The organism is Cryptosporangium minutisporangium, from assembly GCF_039536245.1.
Classification (GTDB): domain Bacteria; phylum Actinomycetota; class Actinomycetes; order Mycobacteriales; family Cryptosporangiaceae; genus Cryptosporangium; species Cryptosporangium minutisporangium.
The window spans coordinates 114,796-133,894 of record NZ_BAAAYN010000004.1 but is presented as its reverse complement, the minus strand read 5'-3'; the positions used below and the strand labels follow the sequence as shown (position 1 = coordinate 133,894).

General features: G+C 71.3%; 17 protein-coding genes and 1 tRNA gene. 8 read left to right on the top strand and 10 right to left on the bottom strand.

What is annotated here, in order from left to right:
- Positions 1 to 96 precede the first annotated feature (96 nt).
- On the top strand, positions 97 to 540 hold the full coding sequence (locus tag ABEB28_RS03385) for a rhodanese-like domain-containing protein (protein WP_376980833.1): 444 nt from the start codon (positions 97 to 99) through the stop codon (positions 538 to 540).
- 3 nt (positions 541 to 543) lie between these two features.
- Here the strand turns inward: ABEB28_RS03385 and selB are convergent, their stop codons facing one another.
- The 3 genes from selB to ABEB28_RS03370 all read right to left on the bottom strand — a co-directional run bounded on the left by selB (position 544) and on the right by ABEB28_RS03370 (position 3,749).
- Positions 544 to 2,304, bottom strand: coding sequence for a selenocysteine-specific translation elongation factor (selB, locus tag ABEB28_RS03380; RefSeq protein WP_345726450.1), 1,761 nt, complete (start codon positions 2,302 to 2,304; stop codon positions 544 to 546).
- Complete coding sequence (gene selA / locus ABEB28_RS03375; protein WP_345726449.1) at positions 2,292 to 3,638, bottom strand: L-seryl-tRNA(Sec) selenium transferase; 1,347 nt, start codon at positions 3,636 to 3,638, stop codon at positions 2,292 to 2,294. Before selA ends, selB begins: the two co-directional genes overlap by 13 nt.
- 18 nt (positions 3,639 to 3,656) lie before the next feature.
- Positions 3,657 to 3,749: transfer RNA gene (locus tag ABEB28_RS03370), tRNA-Sec, on the bottom strand.
- Between the two features lie 41 nt (positions 3,750 to 3,790).
- Between ABEB28_RS03370 and selD the strand changes: the two genes are divergently transcribed.
- Positions 3,791 to 4,777, top strand: a complete 987-nt coding sequence (gene selD, locus ABEB28_RS03365) for a selenide, water dikinase SelD (RefSeq protein ID WP_345726448.1) — start codon at positions 3,791 to 3,793, stop codon at positions 4,775 to 4,777.
- On the opposite strand, the gene nrfD is transcribed toward selD, so the two are convergent.
- The 6 genes from nrfD to ABEB28_RS03335 form a co-directional block, all read right to left on the bottom strand.
- Entirely contained in the window at positions 4,758 to 5,714 is a 957-nt protein-coding gene (nrfD, locus tag ABEB28_RS03360) for an NrfD/PsrC family molybdoenzyme membrane anchor subunit (RefSeq protein ID WP_345726590.1), read from the bottom strand. The two genes, selD and nrfD, sit on opposite strands and share 20 nt — an antisense overlap.
- 41 nt (positions 5,715 to 5,755) lie before the next feature.
- Positions 5,756 to 6,655 carry a 4Fe-4S dicluster domain-containing protein gene (locus tag ABEB28_RS03355; protein WP_345726589.1) on the bottom strand — a complete coding sequence of 300 codons (900 nt, stop codon included), beginning with the start codon at positions 6,653 to 6,655 and terminating at the stop codon, positions 5,756 to 5,758.
- 2 nt (positions 6,656 to 6,657) lie between these two features.
- Entirely contained in the window at positions 6,658 to 10,044 is a 3,387-nt protein-coding gene (gene fdh, locus ABEB28_RS03350; RefSeq protein WP_376981634.1) for a formate dehydrogenase, read from the bottom strand.
- A 529-nt stretch (positions 10,045 to 10,573) separates the two neighbouring features.
- A complete protein-coding gene (locus ABEB28_RS03345) occupies positions 10,574 to 11,308 on the bottom strand; it encodes a hypothetical protein (protein WP_345726447.1) in 735 nt (244 codons plus the stop codon).
- Between the two features lie 112 nt (positions 11,309 to 11,420).
- Positions 11,421 to 11,837, bottom strand: a complete 417-nt coding sequence (locus ABEB28_RS03340) for a CBS domain-containing protein (RefSeq protein WP_345726446.1) — start codon at positions 11,835 to 11,837, stop codon at positions 11,421 to 11,423.
- A 168-nt stretch (positions 11,838 to 12,005) separates the two neighbouring features.
- The gene (locus tag ABEB28_RS03335; protein ID WP_345726445.1) at positions 12,006 to 12,221 is read right to left on the bottom strand and encodes a hypothetical protein; all 216 of its coding nucleotides are present in this window, start codon (positions 12,219 to 12,221) and stop codon (positions 12,006 to 12,008) included.
- 803 nt (positions 12,222 to 13,024) lie between these two features.
- Here ABEB28_RS03335 and ABEB28_RS03330 point away from each other — a divergent pair.
- From ABEB28_RS03330 to ABEB28_RS03310, 5 genes are all read left to right on the top strand, one after another.
- Positions 13,025 to 13,912 carry an XRE family transcriptional regulator gene (locus tag ABEB28_RS03330; RefSeq protein WP_345726444.1) on the top strand — a complete coding sequence of 296 codons (888 nt, stop codon included), beginning with the start codon at positions 13,025 to 13,027 and terminating at the stop codon, positions 13,910 to 13,912.
- A 31-nt stretch (positions 13,913 to 13,943) separates the two neighbouring features.
- Positions 13,944 to 15,200, top strand: a complete 1,257-nt coding sequence (locus ABEB28_RS03325; RefSeq protein WP_345726443.1) for a hypothetical protein — start codon at positions 13,944 to 13,946, stop codon at positions 15,198 to 15,200.
- A 22-nt stretch (positions 15,201 to 15,222) separates the two neighbouring features.
- A complete protein-coding gene (locus tag ABEB28_RS03320; RefSeq protein ID WP_345726442.1) occupies positions 15,223 to 15,858 on the top strand; it encodes a hypothetical protein in 636 nt (211 codons plus the stop codon).
- Between the two features lie 100 nt (positions 15,859 to 15,958).
- A complete protein-coding gene (locus tag ABEB28_RS03315) occupies positions 15,959 to 16,594 on the top strand; it encodes a DapH/DapD/GlmU-related protein (RefSeq protein ID WP_345726441.1) in 636 nt (211 codons plus the stop codon).
- 85 nt (positions 16,595 to 16,679) lie between these two features.
- The gene (locus tag ABEB28_RS03310; RefSeq protein WP_345726440.1) at positions 16,680 to 17,564 is read left to right on the top strand and encodes an alpha/beta fold hydrolase; all 885 of its coding nucleotides are present in this window, start codon (positions 16,680 to 16,682) and stop codon (positions 17,562 to 17,564) included.
- Between the two features lie 103 nt (positions 17,565 to 17,667).
- On the opposite strand, the gene ABEB28_RS03305 is transcribed toward ABEB28_RS03310, so the two are convergent.
- Positions 17,668 to 18,363, bottom strand: coding sequence for an SDR family NAD(P)-dependent oxidoreductase (locus ABEB28_RS03305; protein WP_345726439.1), 696 nt, complete (start codon positions 18,361 to 18,363; stop codon positions 17,668 to 17,670).
- Between the two features lie 76 nt (positions 18,364 to 18,439).
- Here ABEB28_RS03305 and ABEB28_RS03300 point away from each other — a divergent pair, with 76 nt between their 5' ends.
- Complete coding sequence (locus tag ABEB28_RS03300; protein ID WP_345726438.1) at positions 18,440 to 19,087, top strand: TetR/AcrR family transcriptional regulator; 648 nt, start codon at positions 18,440 to 18,442, stop codon at positions 19,085 to 19,087.
- Positions 19,088 to 19,099: the final 12 nt, after the last annotated feature.

Here is a 19,099-nt window from a genome sequence, read left to right as displayed (position 1 = left end):
ATTTCCGTTGTAGCACGTCGTCGGAATGATGACAAGACTGCTGTCATCGAAATGATGACGATGGCGCGGTGTTTGATCATCCGGCCCGCGGACAGAATGGCGGGCGTGCCGCAGAGCCCCCTCGCGAAGAGCGTCGACACCCCGATCGGTGTCGACGCACTGCTCGCCACCGCCCGCACCGATCTCGACCGGCTGATCCCGACGGAGGCCCGCGCCGCGGTCGCCCGCGGGGCGCTGCTGGTCGACACCCGCACCGAGACCCAGCGCGCTGAACAGGGCGAGCTGCCCGACGCGATAGTCATCGACCGCACCGTGCTGGAGTGGCGGCTCGATCCGGCCAGCGGCGTCAACATCCCCGAGGCCCACAGCTACGACGTCGAGATCGTGGTCGTCTGCCGGCAGGGTTACAGCTCCAGCCTGGCCGCGGCGAGCCTGCGGCAGCTGGGTTTGTGGCGGGCCACCGACCTCATCGGCGGGGTCGAGGCGTGGGTCGCGGACGGGTTTCCGGTCACCGACGGACCGGCCGACGTCCGGCGCTGAGCTCTACGAGAGGACTTCGCGCCGGTCGTCCGGGAGCCGGCGCGTGCGGTGCCTGCGATCGAGCAGCGCCAGCAGCGGCAGCACCACCCGGCGGCTGGTGTCCAGCGCCTGCCGGGCCTGGCTGGTGGTGAACGGTTGCTCCAGCCGGGCCAGGATGCCGACCGCCTGATCGTCCGCGCCCGGCAGGAGAACGACGTTCTCGGCCAGGCGGAGAAGCGCCCCCGTGCGCTCGGCGGCGGCGAGTTCGCGCGGGCCGAGGCCGAGCGCCGCCAGGCGTCCGGCTTCCGGGGCCCGGAACGGGTTCCTGGCGAGATCGGCCGCGAGGAGCTCGATCGCGGCGGCGACCGGCGCGGGCAGCGGGGGAGCGGCGTCCCGGTCGACGACCCGGCCGTCGCGGACGGTGAGCGGGGCGGCGATCAGCGCCAGCAGGACGCTGCGGTCGGGCAGGTCGAGGGCGGTCCGGGCCTCCTCGATCGTAGGACCGGCCTCCAGCGTGCCGGTGGCGCGATGATTGGCCAGCAGCTTCCGGAGCCGTTCGCGCAGCTCGGCGGCGTGCTGCGGGTCGAGCAGCCAGTCGCCGGCCCGGATCGCGTCGGGTGGGGGAGCGGCGCCGAGGCCGCGCAGCTCCGTCGCGCGGATCAGCCGGCGGGTCCGCAGCAGGTTGTCCTCGGTGCCGACGGCGGCCAGGTCGGTGGCGCGGGCCGCCGCGGCGCCCCGGCGGGTCAACGGGGGCGGGTCGGTGTCGAGCACCGTGACCCGGCCGACCACCCGATGGCCGCCCGGATCGCGGAGCAGGGCCCGGTCCCGCGCGTCGAGCGGCAGCGGCGTCGCCAGCGTCAGCCGCGCGAACTGCGGTTCCTTGTCGGGGTGGTGCAACGGACGGACGCGGACCGGGACGGCGGCCGAGCCCACGTGCAGGACGAGGGCGTTCGGGGCGTCGTCGAGGTCGTCGCCGCCGACTCGCACGTCGGCCAGCGCCGTGGACGTCCACCGGCCCGGGGTGAGCAGCGCGTCGCCTCGGTGCACGTCGCCCTTGTCGACGTTGCGGAGGTTGACCGCGACCCGCGCGACCGCGCTGACCTCCTGATGCGGCACACCGAGCGCCTGGAGCCCGCGGACGTGCACACTGCGGCCGTTCAGCGACAGCTCGTCCCCGACGCGCAGGGTGCCGGCGCTGAGCGTTCCGGTGACGACCGTGCCGCTGCCCCGGATCGTGAACGCGCGGTCGACCCAGAGCCGCACCGGTGCCGTGGCGTCCGGCGCCGGCAGGGCGGCGACCAGCGACGCCAGCCGCGCACGCAGCGCGTCCAGCCCGGCGCCGGTCACGCCGCTCACCGCGACCGCGGGCAGCCCCGCCAGCGACGTGCCGCGCAGCCGGTCGGTGACCTGCTGGATCGTCGGCGCCGGATCGGCCAGGTCGCTGCGGGTCACGGCCAGCACCGCGTGCGAGACGCCGAGCGCGTCGAGCGCGGCGACGTGCTCGGCGGTCTGCGGCATCCAGCCTTCGTCGGCCGCGACGACGAGCAGCGCGGCCGGCACCGGGCCGACGCCGGCCAGCATGTTCGGCACGAATCGTTCGTGGCCGGGAACGTCGACGAACGCGATCTCGGCGCCGCCTGGCAGCCGCGTCCAGGCGAAGCCCAGGTCGATCGTCATGCCCCGGCGGCGCTCCTCGGCCCACCGGTCGGGCTCCATCCCGGTCAGCGCCCGGACCAGCGTCGACTTGCCGTGGTCGACGTGGCCTGCGGTGGCTACGACGTGCATGCGTCGGCCGCCCCGGCGGCGGTGTCCTCCCGCGTGGTGGCCTCGCGGGCGGCCACCGCGCGCACGGCGTCGCCCAGGACGTCGTCCAGATCAGCGGGGAGGCAGCGCAGGTCGAGCAGGAGCGCGCCGCGCTCGACCCGGCCGACCACCGGCGGGTCACCCGCCCGCAGCGCGGCGGCCCAGGCCGCCGGCAGCGCGACCGCGGCCGAGGGCAGCACGACGCCGGGAGCGCCGCCACCGCCGACCCCGCCGACGCTCGGCGCGGCCGCGGCCGGTATCCCCTCGGCGCGCAGCGTGGCCGCCAGCGTCGAGGCGCGTTCCCGCAGCACGGAGACGTCGGCGTGGAGCGCGGTCGCGGTCGGGGTGGCCGGGCCGGTGAGCGTGGCCTCCAACGCGGCGAGCGTCAGCTTGTCCACCCGCAGCGCGCGCGCCAGCGGGTGGCGGCGCAGGCGCTCCACGAGCGGAGCCGTGCCGAGCAGCAGCCCGGCCTGCGGGCCGCCGAGCAGCTTGTCGCCGCTGGCGGTGACCAGGTCGGCGCCGGCCCGCAGCGCGGTCGCCGCGTCGGGCTCGGCCGGGAGCAGCGGCTCGGGGGCGAGCAGGCCGGAACCGATGTCGACGACCACCGGCGCGTCCAGGGTGGCCAGCGCGGCGACGTCGACGGCGGCGGTGAAGCCGGTGACGACGAAGTTCGAGGGGTGCACCTTGAGCACGAACCCGGTCTCCGGCCCGATCGCGGCGCGGTAGTCGGCCAGCGTGGTCCGGTTGGTGGTGCCGACCTCCCGCAGCCGGGCGCCGGTGGACTCCAGCAAGTCCGGCAGGCGGAACCCGTCGCCGATCTCGACGAGTTCGCCGCGGCTGACCACGATCTCCCGCCCGGCCGCGAGCGCGGTGGCCGCCAGCACCAGCGCGGCGGCGCCGTTGTTCACCACGTGTACGGCGCCGGCGTCGGGGACCGCCGCGGCGAGCGCCGCCATCGTGGCCCGCCCGCGCCGGGCGCGCCGACCGGTGGCCAGGTCCAGCTCCACGTCGGTCGCGCCGGCCGCGGCCTGCAGCGCTTCGATCGCCGCCGCGGAGAGCACCGCCCGGCCCAGGTTGGTGTGGAGCACGACGCCGGTGGCGTTGAGCACCGGCCGCAGCGACGTCGCCCGCTGGGGCAGGCTCCGCGCGGCCGCGGCGGCGACGTCGTCCGGAGCGATCTCGCCGGTCCGGGCGCGGGCCTGCGCCTCGACGACGGCCGCCTTCACCCGGGACCGCCCCAGCCGCTCGACCGCGCCGGCCAGCCAGGGGTCGGCCAGTACCGCGTCGGTCCGCGGAATGGAGCGGCGAGGATCCATGCCCGAGACCTTAATCGGCGGAGACGGACGGGAATCGAACCCGCCTGACCGAGATCCTCGGCCACTACGGTTTTGAAGACCGCGGGGGGCACCAGCCACCCAAACGCCTCCCTGCCCTTGAACGGGGCGCTGCCCACAATAGTGTTGGCCCCATGTACCGGCTGACTCAGTACGCACACGGCGGTGGGTGTGCCTGCAAGATTCCCCCCGGTGAGCTCGAAGAGGCCGTCAAGGGCCTGATCGGCGCCGTGCCGCTCTCCGAGAACGAACTGCTCGTGGGCCTCGACGACGGCGACGACGCCGCGGTGGTCCGCACTCCGGCCGGAGCGGTGGTGGCCACCGCCGACTTCTTCACGCCGGTCGTCGACGACCCGTACGACTGGGGCCGGATCGCGGCCACCAACGCACTGTCCGATGTGTATGCGATGGGCGGCCGCCCGGTCGTCGCGGTGAACCTGCTCGGCTGGCCCCGGGACGTGCTCCCGTTCGATCTGGTCCGCGAGGTACTGCGTGGCGGCCTGGACGTCGGCCGCGCGGCCGGGTGCCACGTCGCGGGTGGGCACAGCGTCGACGATCCGGAGCCGAAGTACGGGATGGCGGTCACCGGGCTGGTCGATCCGGACCGGATCCTGCGCAACGACGCCGGCCGGGCGGGCGTCCCGCTGACGCTCACGAAGCCGCTGGGCATCGGCGTCCTCAACACCAGGCACAAGCAGACCGGCGAGGTGTTTCCGCAGGCCATCGACGCGATGACGACGCTCAACGACAAGGCTTCGACGGCCGCGCTGGAGGCCGGCGCGGTGTGCGCGACCGACGTCACCGGATTCGGGCTGCTGGGTCACCTGCACAAGCTGGCCCGGGCGAGCGGGGTCACCGCCGAGGTCGAGGCCGCCGCCGTGCCCTACCTGGAGGGCGCCCGCGAGGCGCTGGCCGCGGGCTACGTCAGCGGCGGTACCCGGCGCAACCTCGACTGGGTGCGCCCGCACCTGGACGCCTCCGCGATCAACGAGGACGAGGCGCTGCTGCTCGCCGATGCGCAGACGTCCGGCGGGCTGCTCGTCGCCGGGGAGCTCCCCGGCTATCCGGTGATCGGCCGGCTACTGCCCGCCGAGCCAGGGATCACCGTCCGGGTGCGCTGAGGCGCTCGCGCTGGGCTAGCTGCTCCTGCTGGGCCAGCTCCTCACGTTGGGGACCGACGACGTACTTCGGGTCCTTCGTGGACGCGATACCCGCGTGCAGTACACCGAGCCGGGTGCAGAGGCTGCCCGCGAGCAGGGCGGCACCGGAGAGGACGGCCGCGGTCCGGGACCGCCGCGCGAACAGCGCGGCGCCCACCGCGCCACCGGCCGTCAGCACCTTGGCCGCGGTGAGGAACTTCTTCGGCTTCTCCTCGTGGACGACACCCCCGACCAGCCCCAGCCGGCCTTCCATCCGCTGTTCCGCGGCGAGTTCGGCGACGGCGCCGAGGACCGCCATCCGCCGCGCCGGGCCGGCCTGGTCGCGGGGAGCGAGGATCATCCCCAGACCGCCGCCGCTCGCCGCGGCGCTGCCGACGAACACGAACGGCAGCTCGTCCTTCGCGGTGTTCCAGAACGGCACGGCGGTGTGCGAGAGGAGCACCGCGGTGTAGGAGGCGACCGCCGGGGCGAGCACCGCGGCCGCCAGCCCCGCGGGCCTGGCCGTGGAGCGGGTGAGCGTCGCGAGACGCCGCCACCGCGCGGGCACGACCTCCGCCACCGCAGCGGCGCCCAGCGCACCACCGTAAGCCGAGAGCACCCACGTCCCCATGCTCATCGGTGATGTCGGCTTCGCCACCCGCAGCATGTGGTGGAACCGCTCGGGGCGCCCCAGGTCCGCGATCAGGTAGTACGTGCCGCCGATCAGCGCGACCAGCCCGCCCAGGCGCCCACTCCGGCGCAGCGCCGGGCGGTCGGTGAGATCGCCTCCGGCGGCCAGCAACGCGGAGCCGGCCGAGAGTCCGCCGAGGAAGAAGTAGTAGGCGATGTCGTCTTTCCAGACCGGCGACTTGAGGATCTGGCGGCCGTAGTACGACCGGAACTCCGCCCGCGGAACCATCCGCTGCTCACGGCCGCCGTCGTCGCCCCGCTGCCGAGGACTCACGGCTTCCGCCCCACGAAGGCCGCGACCGCGCCGGCGAGCATGCCCAGCCCGGCGAGACCGGCCGCCTTCCACATCCGCCCGGCGTCCCGGGTCGGCACGTGCGGGTCCGGCGGCAAGCCGTACACCTCCGGTTCGTCGAGGAGCAGGAAGAACGCGCCATCGCCGCCGACCCCGTCGTCGGGGTTCTCGCCGTACAACCGCGCTTCGCCGACGCCGTCCGCGTGCAGTTTCTCCACCCGCTCGGCGGCGCGGGCGCGCAGCTCGTCCAGGTCACCGAATTGGATCGAGTCGGTCGGGCAGGCCTTGGCGCAGGCCGGCTCCATCCCGTCGCGCAGCCGGTCGTAGCAGAGCGTGCACTTCCACGCCCGACCGTCACTCTCGCGACGGTCGATCACGCCGTACGGGCAGGCCGAGACGCAGTAGCCGCAGCCGTTGCAGATGTCCTGCTGGACGACGACCGTGCCGAACTCGGTGCGGAACAGCGCACCGGTCGGGCAGACGTCCAGACAGCCGGCGTGGGTGCAATGCTTGCAGACGTCCGAGGCCATCAGCCAGCGGAAGTCCTGCCGGGTCTCGGCGCCGGTGGCCGCACCGGGCAGCTCCGTGCTCGGCATCCCCAGGTCGACGGTGGTCGCCTCGGGTGCCGCGGTCTGTTCGATGAACGCCACGTGCCGCCACGAGTCGGCGCCGAGGTTGCCGGTGTTGTCGAACGACAGTCCCAGCAGGTTGAACCCGTCGTCGGGGACGCCGTTCCACTCCTTGCACGCCACCTCGCAGGCCTTGCAGCCGATGCAGACCGAGGTGTCGGTGAAGAAGCCTTTACGGGCCGGCGGGTCCGGGTAACCGGCGTCGGCGGCCGGGCTCTCCAGCGGGCCGAAGAAGCTGTTCGGACCGATGTTCACTGGCCACCTCCCTCGGTCGTGCCCTGGCCACGGGATGCTTCGGGTAGGTCGATACCCTCCCGCGGCGCCGCGGCGGTGTCGTCCGGCGGAACCAGCGACTCGGCCGGGTCCTCGGCGTTCTCCAGGTACGGCTGCCCGCCGGTGTGCACGCGCGTCCCCGTCTCGGTCGTGATCCCGGCCCGTTCCCGATAGTCCTGCACGTACTGCAGCAGCTCGGGCCCGCGCGGCCGACGCCCCGGCCGGACGTCGCAGGTGGCGACCTTGGTCTCCTGGATCAGCACGTTCGGATCGAGCGCGACGCCGAACAGGTCGTTGGTGACGTCGCCGGTGACCAGCCCCGTGCTGCCCCAGTGGTAGGGCAGCCAGACCTGGTGCACGGTGCGGTTGAGCACCCGCAGCGGTGTCATCCGGTCGGTGACCAGGACACGCGCCTCGATCGCGGTGCGGGAGGTGACCACGTGTGCCCAGCCCAGGTGTTCCAGGCCTCGTTCGGCGGCCAGCTCGGGGGAGACCTCCACGGTCAACGCCGGTTGCAGCTCGGAGAGGTACGGCAGCCAGCGGCTCATCCCGCCGGCGGTGTGGTGCTCGGTGAGCCGTGAGGTGGTGAGCACGAACGGGAAGACCTCGGAGTGCTCCTCGGGCGGCGACGGGTCGGACGGATTGTCCGGCCGTCCGTACACCTTCCGGGTCGGGTTGCCCGCCTGGCGGTAGAGCGCGTTGCCGAACGGCGACTCGTGCGGCTCGTAGTGGGTGGGCAGCGGCCCGTCCTGCAGCCCGCTCGGCGCGAACAGCCAGCCCTTCCCGTCGGCCTGCATGATGAACGGATCGTCGCCCTGGATCGCGGCCACGCCGGTCGCGCCCTCCGGCGCCCGGTAGGACGGCGGCTTCGTCTTCTCGAAGTCCGGGATGTCCTTTCCGGTCCACTCACCCTTCTGCTCGTCCCACCAGACGTACTTCTTCCGCTCGCTCCACGGGCGGCCCTGCGGGTCGGCCGACGCGCGGTTGTAGAGGATGCGCCGGTTGTACGGCCAGGCCCAGCCCCACTCGGCGGCGGTCTCGTCCTGCTCATCGCGGGGCTTGCGGCGGGCCGCCTGGTTCACCCCGTCGGCGTAGACGCCGGAGTAGATCCAGCATCCGGACGCCGTCGAGCCGTCGGCCTTCAGGTCGAGGTAGCCGTTGAGCAGCGTGCCGGTCGTCAGGTCGTAACCGTTGATCGCCTTGAGCACCGACTCGGCGTCGGGCTCGTCACCGTGGACCTCGTAGTTCCAGTTCAGGTCGCGGATCGGCGCGTCCCGGGGATCGTCGGAGCCGGCCAGCCGGGCCTTGATCCGGCGACCCAGGTGGTAGAAGAACCAGAGCTCCGACCGCTGGTCGCCCTTGGGCTCGGTGGCTTTCTCCCGCCACTGCAGCATCCGCTGGGTCTGGGTGAACGTGCCTTCCTTCTCGGTGTGCGCCGCGGCCGGGAAGAAGAACACCTCGGTCCGGCACTCCTCCGGGACGATCTCGCCGGTCTCCACCTCCGGCGAGTCCCTCCAGAACGTGGCGCTCTCGATCATCGCCAGGTCGCGCACGACAACCCAGTCCAGGTTCGCCATGCCCAGGCGCTGGAGCTTTCCGTGCGCCGAGCCGACCGCCGGGTTCTGGCCGAGCAGGAAGTAGCCGTGGACCTTCCCGTCGACCATGTCCATCACCGTGCGGTAGGTGCCGTGGTCGCCGGTGAGCCGGGGCAGGTAGTCGTAGTGGAAGTCGTTCTCCGCGGTCGCGCTCTCGCCCCAGTACTCCTTGAGCAGCGAGACCGTGTAAGCGTCGGCGTTGGCCCAGAAGCCCTTCTGCTTGTCGCCGACGATGCTGTCGACGTAACTCCGCAGGTCCCGGTGCGTGGCCGCGCTGGGCATCGGCAGGTAGCCCGGCAGCAGGTTGAACAGCGTCGGGATGTCGGTGGAGCCCTGGATGCTGGCGTGGCCCCGCATCGCCATGATCCCGCCGCCGGGACGGCCCATGTTCCCCAGCAGCAGCTGGATGATGGCCGACGTCCGGATGAACTGGACGCCGAGCGTGTGCTGGGTCCAGCCGACGGCGTAGACCACCGCCGTGGTGCGCTCGCGTCCGGAGTTGGACGTCCACGCCTCGCAGACCTCTTCGAACGCTGCGCGCGGGACGCCGCAGACCTCCTCGACCAGCTCCGGTGTGTACCGGGCGAAGTGCCGCTTGAGGACCTGGAAGACGCAGTGGGGGTCCTGCAGCGTCGGGTCGGACGGCGGATGCGTCGGCCCGTGCAGCGGCGGACCGCCGGACTCGTGCTGCAACCCGGTGGCCTGCTCCTTGGCCTCGGCGCTGTCTTGTCCCTCGGCCGCGGCGTCCTGCTCCGCGCCCTGGTACTGCCACGACGTCTGGTCGTAGCTGGCCGTCTCCGGGTCGTAGCCGCTGAACAGCCCGTCGAGGTCCTCGGTGTCCTGATAGTCCTCGCTCACCAGGAACGACGCGTTGGTGTACGCGGTGACGTACTCCCGGAAGTCCTTGTTGTTGCTGAGGATGTAATTGACGACGCCGCCCAGGAACACGACGTCGCTACCGGCCCGCAGCGAGACGTACTGGTGCGCCAGCGCGCTCGTCCGGGTGAACCGCGGGTCGACGTGGATGATCCGCGCCCCGCGCTTCTTGGCCTCGATCACCCACTGGAAGCCCACCGGGTGGGCCTCGGCCATGTTCGAGCCCATGATGACGATGCAGTCGGCGTTAGCCAGGTCCTGCTGCGTGTTGGTCGCGCCGCCGCGCCCGAACGAGGTCCCCAGACCGGGGACCGTGGCGGAGTGTCAAATGCGGGCCTGGTTCTCGATCTGGATCGCGCCGGCCGCGGTGAACAACTTCTTGATGAGGTAGTTCTCTTCGTTGTCCAGCGTGGCGCCGCCGAGGCTGGCGATGCCGAGCGTCCGCCGGACGACGTTGCCGTTCTCGTCGGTATCCTGCCAGCCGCGCTGCCGGGCTTCGAGGAACCGGTCGGTGACCATGTCCATGGCCTGCTCGAGGTCGAGCTCGGTCCACTCGGTCGCGTACGGCGCGCGGTAGAGCACCTTCTGCTCGCGGTGCGGGCCGGTGACCAGCTGCTTGCTGGCCGAGCCCTTCGGGCAGAGCCGCCCCCGGCTGTGCGGCGAGTCCGGGTTGCCCTCGATCTGCACGACCTGGTCGTCGGTGACGTAGACCTTCTGGGCGCAGCCGACCGCGCAGTACGGGCACACCGAGTGGGCGACCCGATCGGCGTGCTCGGTGCGCGGCGTCAGCGTCGCGGAGCGCTCGGATTGGGCGGCGTGCCCACGACCCAACGGGTCGGTTCCGGTCAGCTGCCGGTAGACCGGCCAGCTCTCGATCCACGTACGCACGCCCACGGGAGCCAGAATGCCACTGGTTGCGCGTCCCAAACACCTCGGAGCCCGCATCCTTTGCCTGCGGGCTCCGCGGCGCCCGATCAGAGCGCGCGCTCCCGGCGGGCGCTGGAGGGCGCCGGAATGCTCAGGCGGCGGCTGGATCAGCGTCCGTGCTGGGAGGGGGCGGCAGCCGGCGGGCGAGAGTGCCTCCTGGATAGGTCTTGAAGTAGACCTGGCGGGGTGCCTGGGCCGTGCGTCTGACGACGTCGCACTCGACCACGCACTCGACGTCCACGTCGGTTGTTGCGACGAGTTCGATGAATTCGGGTAGTTGGGCATACCGCACCGCGGCGACGGTGCCGAATCCATAACAGCCGTAGATGATGACGATCCGCCGCTTACTGCTCGCGCTCGGCGGGAGGAAGGGGTTGTGACTCCGAATGATGACCCCGTAGTCGCGAACGATTTCTCCCGGCGTGGTGATCGGCTCGAACGTCGGACACTCGTCTGTTGCGTTGCCGGGACCGATGCCGGGAGTCGCAACAGGGGGTCACCCTCGGGTGTCTGCTCTTCGCTGGCGAGTGTGGTCGCGGAGGGCGTCGGTGCGGTCGAGGACGTCGGAGATCGACTGGGCCAGCGCGGGATGACTCGGGCCGAGCGCGTCGCGAGCATCGCGAAGCGGGGACAGCAGCTCGGCGGTGTCGTCGCCGCCGAGCGTCCGGTGGACCTGGTCGACGCTCTCCCGGGCCGACTCGTCCAACTCCGGCTGGTCGTGCAGGTCGGCGACCCGGGCGGCGATGCGCCGCAGCGCCCCGGCGTGCCGACGTGCCCACTCGACGACCGCGCGGTCCTCGGCACGGCGGTCACGCTCGTTGCGGACTCGTTCGTCGCGTGTGGACCCGGCCTCGTCGGCGCGGGCCGGCCGCAACCGCAGGTACCGCCGCTCGGCGGCTTGCCTGCTGGCGACGCCGAGCGCCGGCGCGAGGTCGTTCCAGCTGACGCCGAGGGTGCGAGCGGCGTCGATCAGGCGGGGCTCCCACCCGGCCAGCTCTTCCCGGAGTTCTCGGAGCATCCGGAGAGCGGACAGGATCGTCTCCGCGTCGGGTGTCGCGGGGGTAACGTCCGAATCGCCGGGCCGAGGTGCGGGCAGCACGCCGTGCACCAGACGGACCAGGTCGGCGGCGGTCGACCGGGGGAGCTCGCTCCCGGCGAAGTGGTTCCGCAGCGTCTGCTGTGCCGGGGATGAGCCGCCGTTCTGGTTCGCGACCACGCCCTCGTCGACCATCGTCATCCTTCCGATGACAGTACACATGTCGTCGTTCGGATGACAGGCTACCGGATGCGCGTCGCCGCACACGACTGCGGCCGGGGCGCGCGCCCCGGCCGCAGTGCTCGGATCACGGCGTGGTGAGCGCGTCCATGAGGTCGCCGACCCGGCTGTCCGGCAATGCGCGGGCGACGTCGGCCAGCGCGACCATCCCGACCAGGTCGTGCCCGTCGATCACGGGCAGACGGCGCACCTTGTGGCTGCTCATCGTTCGCAGGATCTCGGCCGCGTCGTCGTCCGCACCGATCGTCACGGGCTTGCCCTGCGCGAACTCACTGGCCTGGCAGTCCGCCGGGTCCCGTCCGGCTGCGACCGCCTTCACGACGACGTCGCGGTCGGTCAGCATGCCCTTGAGCCGGTTGTCCTCCCCGCAGATGGGCAGCGACCCGACGTCCAGATCGGCCATCTTCTTCGCGGCGGCTGCGAGCGTCTCGTTCTCTCCGACGCACGTCACGTCCGGCGTCATGATCTCTCTGGCAGTTGGCACGGATCCTCCTCGACCACGATGGCGACGTACGGACCCTCGTGGGGTACCCGCTGCAGCGGCGGAGATGCCTCCGGTTCCGATGGTCGGCCCCGAACGTCCGTCCGAACCCGACCTAGAAACTTCGCTGAAGTTTCTACTGCCGGCCAATAGCGGTTCGGTGACCGGCAGTCAGGGGCCGGTCGGCGGAGGCAGTCGTCGGGCCAGCTCGATGCTGGCCGCGGCCTCCAACTCGCGCATGCGGTGCGCCGTCTCCACTGCCGCCTGCACCGCTGCGAGCTCCTGCTGCGCCTGACGCACCCCTAGCGTCAAGCCGAGCCGGAACAAGCGGTACGCGGAAACGCCCCCCACAGACGCGCTGATCACAATCGCGAGCACGATGTCCATCTCAGCACCCGTGCCCTGATCTGGTGAAACGGTCGATCTCCGAGCTCAGCGCGCGGCCGAGTGACGCCATGATCGCCCGAGATGGCGCGTCCAGGTGCGGACGCTGATGGGCCAGCGCGCGGTGGGTCCAAGCGGCGGAACTGAGGCAGTGTTCGCCGATATCGGCGAGGGTTTGGGTCATTTCCAGCCGTCGAGAGGCGATGTACGCGGCTGCCTCCGCCTCGCGGAGTAAGCGGGCACGGTGCCGGCCGGCCGGGGTGAGGAAACGGGCGAGTAGATCGGTGAATCCCAGACTGAACGGGCTCATTGCTGGCCGCCTTCCGAAGGGCGGCACCGGCGGATCTCTCAGCGTCGGCACCGTGACGAGGGGGCTCTGCGTAATGAAGAGGTCCGACCCTGCCGGTGCGCCCGCGACATCGCGAACGACGGGTGGAGCTGCGGTGCTACTCTTCGAACCTCCTTGAGATTTCGATGAACGGCCGAACCTTCAGTGAAATTCTGTAAGCCAAGGTAAGGCTTGCGTTAAATTCGGTCAACAGGTCTAGGATTCACGTACATCTAGTACTGCGTCACTTCGCATGGTGTAATTCCACTCTGAATTGGTCCAGCTCGGGCGTCGGGAGGCGCTGATGCAACCGGTACGCGCGCCGGCAGCCGCCGCGTTGGCTCGCCGCTTGCGGGCGCTTCGACGTCATGAGTGGCCCGAACGCCGGCTTACGCAGGACGTTCTCGCGTCGGTGCTCGGGGTCGGTATTTCGACGATTTCGGCGTACGAAAGCCCGACTGATCCGAAAGCCGCTCCAGTGGAGCGTCTGGATTCCTATGCGCGCTTTTTCGCCAGCCGGCGGTCGTACGAAGCCGGCGTCGGACGGCTGCTCGACGACGACGATCTGACGGCGGAGGAGCACCGGCGGTACGAAGCGCTGCGCGAAGAACTGCTGGAGCTGCGCCAGGTCGCGCTCGGGCAGACCCCGGACTCCGAGCCGGGCAGCGATCAGCCCGAGTCGTTCTGGCACTTTCCCGACGGGCACCCGATCGTCCTGCTCTGCGGTGAACTGCCGGAGGAGGAGCGGCCGGCCTCGGCGCACCCGCGCAGCTTCACGTACGGGGAGCTGTATTCGTACGCGGACGTCGACGCGCTGATCGAGCTGTACGGGCACATCCGGGCGCAGAACCCGACGTCGCAAGTCAGCTTCCGTACCGCCGCGAATATGCGCACCGAAGATTCCAGCCAGCATCTCGTGCTGCTCGGCGGTGTCGCGTGGAACAACAAGGTGGGCCGCCTCGCGGCACGGCTCGGCCTGCCGGTGTTCCAGATGCTCGGCCCGGAGGGCGAGTCGGATGTCTTCATGAGTCGCGAGGGCGGGGAACGACGGCTGTTCGAGCCAGTGATGACCGCGGACGGCGACGAACTCGTCGAGGACGTCGGACTGCTGGTGCGCGCGACCAATCCGGACAACCGGGGCCGGACGGTCACCATTTGCAACGGGGTCTGGAGCGCCGGCGTTTTCGCCTCCGTCCGAGTGCTCACCCACGCGGCGCTTCGGGTGGAGAACGAGGAGTATCTCCGGTCCCGTTTCAGTGACCTCGCGAATTTCGGTGTGCTGTTCCGGGTCAACGTCAACGACGGCATCGTGGCGACACCCGACCTGCGGATCGACAAGAACCGCCTCTACGAATGGCCGGAGTGACGATGTCCAGGACTGGCGCGAAAGGTGCCCCGTGGGTCGCGGGGCGGTAGTCAGCTTCGCCACTGGCGAGCACGTCCACCGCGAATCGCACGCCGATCTCTTGGTCCGCCCGGCCCGTAAGGCCGCGCCGGGGGACATGGACGCCATCGTCGTTCCGGCGACACGATCGGTGGATCACCTGACGTCGGCGGTGGCGCTGGCGGATGATCTCGGCTGCACTCTCGTCGTGCTCTGCAGCCGCTCCGCGACCAGTGGGGCGGTTGCCGAGCAGGCGTCCCATCGCCCCGGTCTGCGCTGGATCGCCGTCGACCTCCCGGACGGCTACGAGCACCAGCTCCTCACGTTCGCCAGTACGCACCACCCCAAGGTCGTGCACCGCCGCAGCGATCTCTCGGTGAAGCGGAACCTCGGCCTGCTGCTCGCCAAGATGCTCGGGTGGCGTCGCATCCTGTTCCTGGACGACGACATCTACGACGTCCGGCCGGAGCAGGTCCGCGAGATGGCGGGTCACCTCGGACCGCGCGCCGCCGAGCGTTATCCCGTCGTCGGACTGCGGGTCGAGAGCTTCCCGGACAACTCGGTGGTCTGCCACGCCTACCGTTCGGTCGGCGGTGTCGGGCAGGACGTGTTCGTCTCCGGCTCGGCGCTCGGCGTCTACCTGGGACAGTTCGTGCCGTTCTTCCCGCAGATCTACAACGAGGACTGGCTCTTCCTCCTCGACGACGTGCGGCGCCGATCGGTCGCGACGACCGGGTACGCGCGCCAGCTGGCGTTCGATCCGTACAAGGAAATCGACAGGGCACGCAGCGAGGAGTTCGGCGACGTCATCGCCGAAGGGCTGATGGCCCAGCTCGCGTACGACCCCACCGCGCCGGGCCGGCTCGGCCGCAGCTTCTGGAAGCGGGTGCTCGCCCGCCGTCGAACGTTCCTCGCGATGATCGCGGAGCGAGCCACCGACGTGCACGTGCTCGCGGCGATCGAGGCAGCGAGACAGGAGCTGGCGAAGATCTCGCCGGACGACTGCATCCGCTACATCGCGGTCTGGCAGTCCGATCTGGACGTCTGGGAAGACGACTTCGCCCGACTGCGCAAATTCACCCCGGCGGACGCGCTCGAGTACCTGGCGGGCGCCGGAAACCACCGCCTGACGTGGTTGACCAGTGACCGCGCCGAGCCCGGACCTGTCCGGCAGCCACGCACGCCGCGCACGGTCGCCGAGCTTCTCAAGAACCGGCGCGAACCGGAGCCGGAACGCCGATCACGCTCCATGGCGCTGCTGGGCGGATGACACGGGAGGAGGCGGAGTCGGCATGCCGAAACCGGCGCGAACGCTGGCGCGACGACTGCGTCAGCTCCGGTTCGACGGTACGGACGCCGCGCTGACCCCCGCCGAAATGGCGTCTCTGCTGCGCAGCACGGCGGCCACGGTCACGGCGTACGAGGACCAGCTCCACCCGGTGGTGCCCTCCGCCGAGCACTTGGTGGAGTACTCCCGGCTGTTCCGGGCGGCGGAGTCCGCGAGTCAAGCGTTCCTGCTCGAGGAGCTGCTCCGGCTCCGCGCCGCCGCGATCGGCCTGCCGCCGGTCGTCCGCACCGACCCCTGGTTCTTCGGGGACAGTGCCCCGATCGTCGTCCTCTCCCTCGGCGGATCGCTCGGCTCGGTCGAGACGGGTCCGCTCCTCGCAGCGCTGAGCCGGGTTCACGCGGCGAACCCCGGGCGTCGGGTCTCGCTGCACGTCGTCGCCGCGCCGGACGCACTGGACCCGAGGCATCTGAGCCGGCATCTCGTCCTCGTGCCGGCCGCGGCGCGGCTCGCCACCGCGACGACCGACTGGCTGCGCAACTTCGGTCTGGACGTGCCGTGGCCGGAACGTGAGGGGTCGGTTCCGTCCCGGGTGGACAGTCCGTTCCACCCGCGGCGGTCGGTGCTGCTCTGCCCCGCGTGACCGTCAGGACTTGTGGCTCCGACTGCGAGAGAACGCCGACGGTTCGTACCGTGTGGAGGACGCCTCGGCAGAAGGCGCGACCTGAAGTCGGAGGCACCGCATGGAGTCCGGGCTCAGTGGCGTTCTCGTCGATCCGACCGCGAGCATCGCACCGACCGCGGTGGTCGGCGCCGCACCACGTGCACTGCAGGAAGGCGAGTGGGAGGGGGCCGGATCGGCGACCGTGATCGGCGCCCGGGCGAGCGTGGGTCATTTCGCGCTGGTCGAGGAGGGGGTGGTGGTCGGTGCGGAGACGATCGTCGACGCGTACTGCCGGGTCGAGATCGGAGCGTGGCTGGGCACCGGCGTGTTGATCACCCATCGGGCGTTCGTCGGGGCGCGGGCGCAGATCGGCGACGGCGCGATCATCGGCGGCAACATCGGTGAGCGCAGCATCGTGGGGGCGCGAGCGCGGGTCTTCGGCACCCTGCTGCACTCCCACCTCGATCCGGACCGGCCCTGGGACGCGCCGGACTCGGCCGAGCCGTCCGCGGTGATCGGCGAGGCAGCTTTCGTAGGTGCTCAGTCCCAGGTGGTGGGGCCGGTGCTGATCGGCGAGCGGGCGTACGTCTGTGCGGGGGCGTTCGTCACCCGCGACGTGCCGCCGCGCCATATCGCGTCCGGAGTCAACCAGATCGTCCACTTCTCGGAGTGGTCGGGCCCGCTGGCCAGTTCATCTTTCTTCACGGCCGCCTGAGGTCTTCCGCTGGTGCCGACTCTCGATGTGGGGTACCAAAGCACTCTGTCTCTACCGTAACTACTCAGAGTTGAGGGGCGCGGCTATGACGGAGACCTTCTTCACGCAGCAGCACCACTTCGACCGGTACCGGGCTGAGTTACTCACCCGCAGCGGGCCGGTGAGCTATGTCGACACCGGCGGCTCCGGCACGCCGATTCTGTTCCTGCACGGCGTCGGCACCAGCAGTTATCTCTGGCGGAACGTGTTCGCCGAGCTCGACGGAGACCGGCGGTGTATCGCGGTCGACCTGCCTTCGCACGGCCGGACGCCGGCCGCTGCGAATCAGGACTTCACCTTGCCCGCACTCGCTGAGTTCGTCGCCGACTGCTGCGACGCGCTCCGTCTCGCTCAGGTCGATCTCGTCGCACACGACACCGGGGGTGCGGTGGCCCAGATATTCGCGGCCAGGCACCCGCATCGCCTGTCGTCGCTGACGCTGACCAACTGCGAGGCGCACGACAACGTCCCGCCGACCGCGTTCCTGCCGACCGTGCTGCTGGCCCGAGCCGGCATGCTCTCGCGGACGGGGCCGCGCTTGCTGCGCGACGTCGAGCGAGCGCGGAAGGTGGTGTACGGCACCGGCTACCAGGACGTCGACGCGATGCCCGAGGAGATCGTGCGGGCGAACCTGGAGCCGCTGATCGGCACCCCGGACGCCGCCCGCCAGTTCCAGCGGTTCCTCACCGCGCTGCGCGCCCGCGACCTGCTTCAGATCGAGCCGGAGTTGTCCCGGCTGACCGTGCCCACGCTGATCGTCTGGGGTACCGCGGACATCTTCTTCCGTCGCAAGTGGGCGTATTGGTTGCGGGACACGATTCCGGGCGCGTCCCGGGTCGTCGAGATCCTCGGCGGCAAGCTGTTCTTCCCGGACGAGCGAGCGCGCGAGTTCGCCGCCGCGTTACGCCGCTCCTGGGCCCGCCCCGCGTAGCACCGGCCGCGACGGGGACGCCACGGTGGTTGTCGGATCGTCGACCTCCTGGGGTCGACGATTCGACAACCACCTGCCCGGGCCTCGCGCTGCGGCGGGCGGGTCAGAGCGGGCCGACCTCCACCGTGTCGACCTGTCCGACCAGCGAGAACGCCCGGTCGGCGAGCGTGTCCGGGCTGACGCGCGGCGGCGCCTCGGCCAGTTGCTCGGCGAAGTGCCCCTGATCGACCAGTGCGGCGGCCGCGCTGCGCTCGATCAGCGAGCCGATCAGTAACCCGTGGACGTCGACCCCCCGGGGCCCGGCGCTCGTCGCCACGCCGTGCAGGTACTTCAGCAGTCCGGCCTGCGCCGTCGCCACGCTCGCGAGCAGCGGATCGGTGACCCGCACCGCCGAGCCGAGCGCCACGATCAGGCTGCCCGACCCGCGGGCGAGCAGCCCCGGCAGGAGCGCCCGGGTCAGGGCGACCGGTGACAGCAGGTGCAGCGGGAGCCAGGTCTCCAGCTCCTCTGCGCTCAGGTCGAGGGCGGCGACGGGGAGCCGGCTCACGTCGCCCGGGCTGTAGACCGTGACGTCCGGTGTGCCGATCGTCTGCACGACCTCACGGAGCCGGTCGCGGTCGGTCAGATCGGCGACGGCGGTCTCGACCGGCACGTCCGCCGCGCGGAGCGACTCGGTCAGCGACGCGAGCGTGCCGGGATTCCGGCCGACGAGCGTCACCCCGTATCCCTCGCGGCCGAACCGGTGGGCGACCGACAGGCCGAAGGCCGGTCCGGCGCCGAAAACAGCGAGCGTGGGCATTCGTAGCCCTCCAAACTTGAGGTTATCCTCAAGTTAGCTCAAGTTGAGGACCTCCTCAACTTGGTAGGCTGAGTGGATGAGTGCACCGAGCCGGCCGCTCCGCCGGGACGCCCAGCGCAATCGCGAGGCGTTGGTGGCGGCGGCGAAGGGCGTCTTCGCCGCTCGAGGGCTGGATGCACCGCTAGAGGACGTGGCCCGCGCGGCGGGGGTGAGCATCGGAACGCTCTACAACCGATTCCCGACCCGGGCGGAGCTCGTCGATGCGGCCCTGATCGACACGGTCGAGGCCTCGGTCGCCTCGGCGGCGCAGGCGCTCACCGCCCCCGATCCGTGGCAGGGCCTCGTCGACCACCTGACGGCGATCGGCGGGTTGCAGGCCCGGCATCGCGGGTTCACCGACATCTGTGTCCGGACGTTGCCGCCGGACTCCGCGACCGAGCAGGCGAAACGCCGGGGGCACGAGCTCTTCGTCGCGCTCCTCGACCGTGCGCGCGCCGTCGGGGCGCTCCGGCCGGACGTCGACACCTCCGACATCGGTCTGCTGGTGTGGGCGGCCGTTCGGGCGACCGACGGGCTGCGAGAGGTCGCGCCGGACGCCTGGCGTCGGCACCTCGCGATCGTGCTCGACGGGCTGCGCGGCACGGCGGCCCATCCGCTGCCGGGTGCGCCGCTCTCGCCGGAGGCGGTCCGCGACGCGATGGCGTTCGGTCAGCGCGAGAGCTGATCTTCTGTCACT